We start from the raw sequence: 9287 nt of genomic DNA on the forward strand, positions 1-9287 counted from the left end.
ATAGAAAGGACGCACCCAGATTTCGCATCAATGACCACTGTCGCGTAATGATGACCTTTGCGCGTAGCGAACTCATCGACCAAGACATGCTTTGCCGTTTTAGTCTCCAACTGGCTCGAAGCGTATTGATAGAACCACCTTTCAACGGTCGTGTACGGAACACCATATTCACGTGAGACATCAGAGATTGTCCTGCCATGACAACGTTTTGCTATCTCCACTCTATAATGTCTGGTTGAAGAACGAACAATGCCTAAACCAAAGTCATGAACAAACGTGATACCACATTCTTTACATACCTGGCGTGGGACATCTATCTCGATCCAGATCGTCCCTACGCCCCAGGCGTAGGAATGTCTAAAACGGCGACGTTCCTTTGAGTGGCGGACTGTCTGATTTGAACAGACAACACATGGGACTTGACGGTTCAGCGCAGAAATTCGAAACACGTTTGGTTCGGTGTCGGATGACGGATGAATTTTAAAAAATGATGGAAGTGGAAGGACTAATTTGATAAACTGTTGGGACAAGGCGAAAACTCCTATCGTGGTTTGTCTAGACAACAATTACGATACAGGTGTTTTCGCTTTTTTTCTATTTATTTACATTATTAAGCTGTTCAAGTGTCAACCACGACTTATGGTGATGAACCAAATACATACATTTACTAACAATTTTCTACAAATTATGCTTCTTTTCGCTCTTTTACATAGTACTCAATAGTTTTAATAACATTGTCCAAGTCTCCTTTAACTTCATGTTCCCAGAACCTTAGTAAGGTCCATCCTTCCTCTATATAATGTCTGCTATATTCCTCATCTCTCTCACGATTCCGCTTTATTTTCTGGCTCCAAAACTTAGAATTGGTTTTAGGTTCTTTAAAGTGAATAGGACATCCGTGCCAATAACATGAATCGAGAAAGACGACTACTTTCTGATTAGTAAAAGAGATGTCTGGAGTCCCTAAGAGTTGCCGATTGTTCTTGCGAAAACGATAGCCGTCTGCCCAAAGTCTTTTACGGACCATCAATTCAATAGACGTGTCTTTCCCACTATTCCCCTGCATGGTCTTTCGTGCTGCCTCGCTCGAAGCTTTTGGAACATTTTTGGTCATCTCTTTTCACCTCCGTCAATGTATCACTGTTCTTACTAAATTTCCCTTGTGTCAGAATTAGAAACATGACAGATTTATATGATAAAATAGTACGATTCGATCTTGATCTTTTAACAAATTTGATGTATAATGAAGTCAAAACTACGAAAGGGTGTTCCCATTTTGCAAAAGAATCAATTGAACGTCATTGAGCTCTTTGCGGGTGTCGGCGGTTTTCGGCTTGGTCTAGAACAGGCAAACAAGGATTTGTTTAAAACTGTTTGGGCCAATCAGTGGGAACCATCCCGTAAAGAACAGCATGCTTTTAACTGTTACAAGTCTCGTTTTCAAGAAGGTGTTGCATCGAACGAGGACATCACTACTGTCACTAATGAAACATTCATAGATCTAGAACCGGACCTTCTAGTTGGAGGTTTCCCATGTCAGGACTATTCAGTCGCTCGCTCCCTAAGTGGCGAGGCTGGATTACAAGGTAAAAAAGGCGTACTTTTTTGGGAAATCGCACGTATCTTAGATCAAACACAACCTAAATATGTGCTACTTGAAAATGTAGACCGTCTTTTGAAGTCTCCATCTAAACAACGTGGAAGAGACTTTGCGGTAATGTTAGCTACATTCAGGGACTTAGATTACTCTGTAGAATGGCGTGTCATTAATGCTGCTGATTATGGATTTGCGCAACGCAGACGACGCGTTTTTATTTTTGCTTACAAAAACGGTATTGCTTTCGACGATAACCAGCGCCAGTTCTCTCAACAGGAGTTAATTTATAATGAAGGATATTTCGCGAAGACATTTCCTGTCCTAGATACTCCTTATAAGGAAAGAGTCAGTTCGACAACGCTCCCGGATGATATCGTAGAGATATCAGACTTGTTCTCTTACAATTTCCAAACTGCTGGTGTGATGCAAAATGGAGAGTTAACTACCATTCATACGCAACCAGTAGAGAAGCGACCAACTACTCTAGGTGAAATTCTTCAAGATGAGGAGACGGTTCCTGAAGACTTCTATCTTACAGAGACACAGGCTGAAAAGTTTGCTTATCTTAGAGGTCCGAAGAAAATAGAAAGAACTTCAGCAGATGGGCATAGTTACGTCTTTTCAGAAGGCGGCATGTCCCCTACTGACGATTTGGACAAACCAGGCCGGACGATGTTGACTAGCGAAGGAACTACGAATCGCAGTACCCACATAGTCGAAGTGAATGGACGCAAACGCTTCTTAACGCCTCTTGAATGTGAGCGCCTCAATGGATTTGATGATTACTGGACTGAAGGCATGCCGAACCGGATGCGCTATTTCTGTATGGGAAATGCTTTAGTGGTAGGGCTCATCAAAAAGATGGGTGAACGAATCGAAGAAATCGAAAAGACAACCGCAAAAAAAGAAGTGCAACTTAACCTAACTATTTGAAGCTGGCGGCCGCCAGCTTCTTTTTTATGGTAAATTATAGGTAAGAATGGGTACGGGGTGATTTTAATGGAATTCACAACAGAGGAAGAGCTAGTAGAATATGCGGTAAAAGCAGAAGGTAAAAGCTTTGCGGACATCGACTTAATGGGTCGCCTTGATAAAGTAACTAAAGGCAATCTAGGTCAGATCATTGAAGAAAGCTATTTTGGCTATGAGATTAATTCGAGACCTGAAGCCGATTTTAAAGACCTCAATATTGAGTTAAAAGTTACCGGGGTTAAAAAGAATAAAAATAAGACCCTTTCTGCTAAAGAGCGCCTTGTTTTAAATATTATCAACTACAACGAAGAGGTGAAGAAAGAATTTGAGACATCGAGCTTTTGGGCAAAAAACCAAAAGCTGCTCCTCTTCTTCTATCTCTGGGATAAAGAAAAGCCGCAACGAGATTGGCAAATCTTGAAGACCCATCTACACTCCTATTCAAGTGAAGACCTTGAGGTCATCAAGCAAGACTGGGAATTCATCGTCAATAAAATTCGGGCTGGCAAAGCACATGAACTTTCTGAGAGTGACACGAACTATCTGGGAGCATCTTCTAAAGGAACCAACAGCAACTCTGTTCGGTCGCAGCCCTTTTCAGACATTCCCGCTATGCAACGAGCATTCAGTCTGAAAAATAGTTACATGACTGCCCTCACTCGCAAATTGCTTTCTGAGAAGGATTTGGTTCGTATTACTTCTCCACAAGAGTTGAAGAAGAAAACCTTGGAGCAGGTAATAAACAATCGATTTGCCCCTTTCACAGGAAAGTCGCTAACTCAGCTCTCTAAAGAGAAGAATATTCAAATCAATATGAAAACCAAAGCTTTCTTACCTGACTTCATCAGCTCCCTTTTAGGAATCAAAGGAACCTCTCTCAATGATATTGAAGAGTTTGCGAAGGCAAATATACAATTTAAAACTGTGCGACTTGAACCAAAAGGATTACCAAAAGAACACATGTCCTTTAAGAATGTTGATTTTCACGATTGGCTAAAAGTGCCTTTTGAGGAATCTTGGCTATTCGACTACTTTTCGGAGACTAAGCTGCTGTTTGTTGTCTTTCAATATAAGGAAACTGAAAAAGAGAACCCAGATCGACAACTCTATTTCAGGGGCGTCAAACTTTGGAACATGCCTTATCAAGACTTACAAGATTTACGAGAGTTCTATGATTACGTTAAAGGTATTCTTCAACAAGGCGTTGTTCTAACTGAAAAGAAGCGCGGCACTTCTACTAATCTTCCTGGTCCTCGAGCGAACGGGAAATTTCATTTACGAACTAAAGGCCGAGATGGCAAAGATAAAGTCACATTGCCTGTCACTGGTGAATTGTTGACTAAACATTGTTTCTGGTTTGATAAGGAGTTTGTAGTTAAATTATTAAACTAATTTTTAATATTCGAGGTGGAACAATGAATAAAGGAAGACAAATAATTCCCTTTGAGGATATTTCAAATTTCAATTTGTTAATTTGTAGTGATGAGAACCCACTTAAAGATTTTAAAATACCACAAGGACTATTTGGAAAGGAATTTTCAATATTTGATGATTTGGAAAGTATGGAGATAGAGCATTGGGAAAATTTGCTTCGCAATAAAGTATTTTCAGTAAATCGAGCTTATGGTCACTCAATGTTTTATTTCAATAAAGGAATTCCTGACGACCAATGGTTTAGTATTGCTACCACAAGTAATTTTGGTCAAACAATAGAATACTTCCCAGATTTTAAAGAGCAACATTTTAGTAATCATTTTAATTTCACATATTTCGTTGAAATCTTCTTTTACAGTGTGGCTGCATTGTACGAAACAATAGGACATTTAATTTTTAAAAATTTTGATTTTAAAGTCAACGAAAATAAGCGTTCAGATCAAATTAGTTTCAAAAATGCTATATGTAAATTGAAAAACAACCACACTCAACTTCATTTAGATTTACAAAAGATCACAAAATCTGAAGACTTCATATTAGGTAATAAAATGAGAAATGACATAGCACATAATCATCCACCTTATCAAATAAGTTCTGGCGTTTCCAACGATGATTACCTCCTTTCTTTAGGTGTAGGTAAGTATACAAGTTCAAATGAAATTAAAAGAATAATGATTGGATATTTAAAGAGTGTAAAGAAAACTTTTGAAGTTCTCGCTTTACACTTACAGCAGTAATAACCCTACGATTGGAGGCTCTTCACATGAAACTCGGACACATCATGGTATTCGTTTCAGACAAAGAACAAGCTCGCCAATTCTATTCGGATATCTTGGGACTAAAGTTGGTTGATGAAGATGAGAAGCGCTTGATTTACGATATGGGCGGACAACATTTAGTGCTGTTTGAGACGCTTCGTTCTGTGGAGCCTCTGTCTTATTCGGAGGAGGCGCGAACTGTGCTGGTATTTGCAGTTGAAGATGTAGAGAAAAGCTTTCGCAGCTTAAAAGAGCGTGGTGTTACATTCCTTCACTCACACCCTACTCCACAGCGCTATGCGGCGTTTGTGGATCCGTTTGGGAATGTGCATGAGATTTTGGAGGAAGATAAGGGTTAGAAAATTTGTAAAGAAGCCCTAAATGACAGGTGTTTCTTATTAAAAATTAGGTAACTAATGTATGGTAGTGAATTTATAATAGAGTCATTAATTTCTTAAAATCACTGATTTTGACGAGTTTTTTACCAGTTCTCTTACCGCACAGTTGGACGATAAAGCCGAGTTAATTTTAACTTTTGTGTGTCAGCCTCAACACATACCAATTTCTTGCTACTAACAATCGCGGTTAAAAAACAAATGAAATGTATACATCAAGATGTTACTACCTTATATGTAAAACTTAGAGGTGATTAATTTGAAAACGTATTGTACAGAAACAAGAAGCTATTTCACTCTCTATGGAGAAGATTTCCCGCTCGAAGTGTTTACTGAAGAGATGGGTATTTCTCCTACGAAAGCCTATAGGCAAGGTGAAAAATATATTAGGGTTACAACAAAGCATACACATTTTGAAACTGCATGGGATTTGAGAATCGATGATGTGCTTACGGATCATCCAGAGGAAGTAATTGAAACGTTAGTTGATAAATTACATAACTCTGTAGATATCATCAACTCGTATAAAGAGAGTTACAAGTTACAATGTAAACTCGTTGCGGTAATAAATTTCAAAACTGCTCAGACACAAGGTTTACTAATTTCTCCAAAACTTGTTGCGTTCGCAAATAAGGTAGGGGCTCCATTTGAATTTGATATCTATAATGAATCAGGTGAACATTCAATTTGAGAAGTTATTCAATAAGTCCTCCACACAATTAACAGTAGTCTCTGTGATAGATGAAAAATGAGAGATTAAATGCTTATCTGAGCGAACGCTCTTAGTACCAAGAATGTTCGCTCTTTATCTTATTGTAAATATACTCTGAGAGGACGTTTCAATGTGAAATTGTTCAATCCCAATAATGCTCTTATTCTCAGTGGGCACAGAGCTTTATATCGTTCAATACCTAAAAGTGTAAAAGGAATATACACAAAAATCGAAAATGGAACACTCATTTGGAAGGTCTACTTTGATGAAGCCCTCACCGATCACAATAAAGAACTTTTAGATGAAGCCTTGACTCAAATAGTAAGTGATTTTCCCAATGTCACTTCAATAGAAGAGGAATATACTTATTGCCCAGGCGCACTAGATTTCAACAATACCTTTTACCATGAATGGCTTTTTTCTAGATATGAATAGCTAGTTATTTGTGAATGCACTATAGTATTTACTAGTTCACTCTCCTTTGTAAGCTCGTTCAATAAACTCTGCGCCATTTTCGCTGGCAATCCGATAGAGCTTTCGTTTCTTTTCAAGGTCGAGTAGTGGTGTATCGGCTGTTTTGATCTCTTCGTCATCTTTTGTATAAAATAAGTATTGCCCATTTTCATCAATGCCGTATCCATAGACAATCGTCTTAATTTCGCTCATAGGATATGTGGTCTCTGTGTTGAAGTGTTGAATACGAACAAAGTCTGTATGTACTTGAATGTAGCTTAGGCCAGAAAAGTAAATTAGTCCGCAAGCAGTTACAAACAAAGCGCTTATGAGCGTATAAACGCGCTTGTTTCTGCGAAAGGCCAAAATAGAAAAGATCAGGATGAAGAATAGGAATGCAGCGCTTAACAGATAGTAATTGATAACCGGAATTGTCATCAGTAGATTTTGAGGATCGTGTCTGAACGTGGTTAATTGTACCATTGGAATAAATAAGACGACTAAAGGTGCAGAAATGGCTAAAATTATAGCCACGATTCCAAAAATCGCTCGTGGTGATTCCTTGTGCAGCATCGTATTCCCCCTTTATTTATAGTAATTCTACGTCTACACCACATATAAATTCCCACTTAATTTAATTCCTTCCAATTAGTACTGCAACCTTCGCCTTTTATAATAGAATCGCAAAAAGAGTACCCTCCATTTTCAGGAGAGTACTCTCTATTTCGTTTAGTCATTATCCAAATCTGCATCTAAGAAAGATTTTTTCTCAGACTTCGTTTCGTAGTTATTTCCGTAGGATTTTCCTATCACCGAATTGTTGATACCGCTTTTTACAGCACTATAGATCACAAAATGCAAAATAAGTAACCCTATAAGCCAAAGTACTATTGTACCGAAAAATTGTGCTGCTATCATATCTCTCTCCAACCTCTCTTGAAACTCTAACTACTTTCATAGTACTCTATTTCGCTTAACGAAACTAGAAGTCTTCATATAAATAATGAAGGATTTCCCATAGTTGTTAGCGAATATTATCTATTATGATAGGACGTGATTTTTTGAAAAAACTATTTATTATTATGCTTCTTACATCAAGCATTTTGGCAGCTTGCCAATCAAATGAAGTTGCTCAAGTGATTAATCGTCAGGGAGACTTTGAGAATTTACAGAACTTAAATCCCTTTATTGAGAACGTGAAGGTTGGCACTCCTGATCGATTGCACTATATTAGTTATGGTGAAGAAGGCGAAGAAATCACAAGCAAACTTGTGTTTGATGGAAACAAAATCAAGAGTAGTCTACATGTGGGTTGGCCCACTATTGAAGAGTACGAATGTGAGACTGCGGAAAAACAGGAGTTTGAAGAGACCATCTCTTTGTACTTGAGGAACTGTTCGGGTGATTTTGAAGGAGATTTGGAATTGATTAGCTATCCCCTGAACTCAGACGAAGATTGATTTTATAAGCTAAAGGTGTGTTTATTCCATGGCTAAGAAAGAAAAATTCAAAGGATGGCTAGCTATAGCACTCACTCTATTTATGGCATCCCAAATCATAACGCGAGAACTCTGGTCCTTGAAGATATCTGCAGGATTTATCACTCTATATGCGTTTTTACACACTTGGGCTTACTTCCTTTCCTTTCGGAATAAAGAAAATGAAATGGAGAAGTGATTAGAAGTTGAGATGGTGGCATATGCGCATTTTACTCGAAATTTATTTATAGCTAGTCGGGATTTTAGAAATGAAGAATTGTATGTCGGAGAAAAGTGTAGGTATTGGGATTTCAATTATTTTATTTACAACTGTTGTCTACATAGAATTTGCAGTTTACAAAGGACTCATGAGTACTACTCTTCTCACTGTATTTAGTATTCTCCAGTATCACTTTTACACGACGTTTTTCTTGAAGGGTCAAAAACTTCGCTACTTTGCTTTTTTAGCACTTTTTGCTGGAACCTTGTTCTTGTGTCTACCTTCCATGACGGAAGAGCTGGCTCAGGAGCGGATTAAACAAGAATATGGTGTAGAGGTGGTAGGCAGAGAAGTGGTGTTAACAGATGCGAGTGTATGGAATATCTTCAGTACCCAAAATGCTCTTTTTTATGACACAAAGACAAAAGATGGCGAAATGGAACGGTTCTTTGTGAATCTTGAAAACGGTGTGATTGTCAAAATGGATGAAAAATAGGCTAGCGGTCGATGATAAAGTCGACTACTAGCCTTTTCGATTAAGTAATCAAATACTGACTAAAACGGAATAGATAAAGAGAAAGATCATTGAAAGTTCAAGAATGACTCCATATCATGTCTCCCTGCTCTATTTCACTAACTATACTTAGTACTCAAAAGTTTTAACCTCTTTTTTTAAATAGAATCCGATGAAATAACGTCTGAATAGCTAAAAAGACAAGAGTAGTACTGGTGAAATAGGCTATCGCCGACAAATAAGCAGGACTTACCGTAAAAACACAGTACACAATTCCTGTTATGACACCGATTACTAGATACCCTACAAGTATCACTAAGCTTTTATGTTGTCTCTCATTCCGCCACTTCAATGCAACCAAGTAGTCCACCAAGATAGACAGTGGCAAAATAGCGAGTAGTAGTACTGGGAATTGAAGAAGTAAAACGATCATAAACTGGTATGCCGAGCTATAGTACTCAATACTTGGATCGGTACTACGTGTAAAGTAATCATATAAAGTTATAAATGCTGCTGTGACAACAATAGTTAAGATCGCTGCTGTCAATTTGGCTAATGGCCAAATATAGTTTTTCTGAATAACGCTCGTCTCCATAGAAACGCCTCTTTTCAAAATTATTTCCTTTAATTTATTTTACCATTTATTTGAAACGAAAAATTCATTTATTACTCTATTACACTAGTGTCGCATAAATAAGTTGAGAATATTCAGTTTTCTTTTATTCGTTGAAAAAATTAAAAACGAACAGACATA

At 37.8% G+C, this 9287-nt stretch carries 13 protein-coding genes; 8 read left to right on the forward strand and 5 right to left on the reverse strand.

All coding sequences use genetic code 11. The annotated features are described in order from the left end of the window. Both CF394_RS11340 and CF394_RS11345 read right to left on the reverse strand, forming a co-directional pair. A partial coding sequence (locus CF394_RS11340) for a helix-turn-helix domain-containing protein (RefSeq protein ID WP_165767459.1) occupies nucleotides 1-530 on the reverse strand: 530 nt, incomplete at its 3' end. A gap of 155 nt (nucleotides 531-685) precedes the next feature. Continuing rightward, on the reverse strand, nucleotides 686-1114 hold the full coding sequence (locus CF394_RS11345; protein WP_094943768.1) for a very short patch repair endonuclease: 429 nt from the start codon (nucleotides 1112-1114) through the stop codon (nucleotides 686-688). A 129-nt stretch (nucleotides 1115-1243) separates the two neighbouring features. Between CF394_RS11345 and dcm the strand changes: the two genes are divergently transcribed. The 6 genes from dcm to CF394_RS11375 all read left to right on the forward strand — a co-directional run bounded on the left by dcm (nucleotide 1244) and on the right by CF394_RS11375 (nucleotide 6303). Beyond that, a complete protein-coding gene (gene dcm, locus CF394_RS11350; RefSeq protein WP_094943769.1) occupies nucleotides 1244-2530 on the forward strand; it encodes a DNA (cytosine-5-)-methyltransferase in 1287 nt (428 codons plus the stop codon). Nucleotides 2531-2596: 66 nt separating this feature from the next. Continuing rightward, nucleotides 2597-3961 (forward strand): Sau3AI family type II restriction endonuclease, encoded by a 1365-nt coding sequence (locus tag CF394_RS11355; RefSeq protein WP_094943771.1) that lies wholly within the window; start codon nucleotides 2597-2599, stop codon nucleotides 3959-3961. 23 nt (nucleotides 3962-3984) lie between these two features. Continuing rightward, complete coding sequence (locus CF394_RS11360) at nucleotides 3985-4740, forward strand: Cthe_2314 family HEPN domain-containing protein (RefSeq protein ID WP_094943772.1); 756 nt, start codon at nucleotides 3985-3987, stop codon at nucleotides 4738-4740. A 26-nt stretch (nucleotides 4741-4766) separates the two neighbouring features. After that, entirely contained in the window at nucleotides 4767-5120 is a 354-nt protein-coding gene (locus CF394_RS11365) for a VOC family protein (protein WP_094943774.1), read from the forward strand. Between the two features lie 295 nt (nucleotides 5121-5415). Beyond that, nucleotides 5416-5847, forward strand: a complete 432-nt coding sequence (locus CF394_RS11370) for a DUF4279 domain-containing protein (RefSeq protein ID WP_094943775.1) — start codon at nucleotides 5416-5418, stop codon at nucleotides 5845-5847. 153 nt (nucleotides 5848-6000) lie between these two features. Then, nucleotides 6001-6303, forward strand: a complete 303-nt coding sequence (locus CF394_RS11375) for a MafI2 family immunity protein (protein ID WP_094943777.1) — start codon at nucleotides 6001-6003, stop codon at nucleotides 6301-6303. A gap of 36 nt (nucleotides 6304-6339) precedes the next feature. Here the strand turns inward: CF394_RS11375 and CF394_RS11380 are convergent, their stop codons facing one another. After that, a complete protein-coding gene (locus tag CF394_RS11380; protein ID WP_094943778.1) occupies nucleotides 6340-6894 on the reverse strand; it encodes a hypothetical protein in 555 nt (184 codons plus the stop codon). Nucleotides 6895-7050: 156 nt separating this feature from the next. Beyond that, the gene (locus CF394_RS11385; protein ID WP_094943780.1) at nucleotides 7051-7239 is read right to left on the reverse strand and encodes a hypothetical protein; all 189 of its coding nucleotides are present in this window, start codon (nucleotides 7237-7239) and stop codon (nucleotides 7051-7053) included. A gap of 143 nt (nucleotides 7240-7382) precedes the next feature. On the opposite strand from CF394_RS11385, the gene CF394_RS11390 reads away from it, so the two are divergent. Both CF394_RS11390 and CF394_RS11400 read left to right on the forward strand, forming a co-directional pair. Continuing rightward, the gene (locus CF394_RS11390; RefSeq protein WP_165767547.1) at nucleotides 7383-7781 is read left to right on the forward strand and encodes a DUF4362 domain-containing protein; all 399 of its coding nucleotides are present in this window, start codon (nucleotides 7383-7385) and stop codon (nucleotides 7779-7781) included. A gap of 299 nt (nucleotides 7782-8080) precedes the next feature. Next, on the forward strand, nucleotides 8081-8515 hold the full coding sequence (locus CF394_RS11400) for a hypothetical protein (protein WP_094943784.1): 435 nt from the start codon (nucleotides 8081-8083) through the stop codon (nucleotides 8513-8515). Between the two features lie 163 nt (nucleotides 8516-8678). Here the strand turns inward: CF394_RS11400 and CF394_RS11405 are convergent, their stop codons facing one another. Next, on the reverse strand, nucleotides 8679-9128 hold the full coding sequence (locus CF394_RS11405; RefSeq protein ID WP_094943786.1) for a hypothetical protein: 450 nt from the start codon (nucleotides 9126-9128) through the stop codon (nucleotides 8679-8681). Nucleotides 9129-9287 lie beyond the last annotated feature (159 nt).

The organism is Tetzosporium hominis, assembly GCF_002265435.1.
Taxonomy (GTDB): domain Bacteria; phylum Bacillota; class Bacilli; order Bacillales_A; family Planococcaceae; genus Chryseomicrobium; species Chryseomicrobium hominis.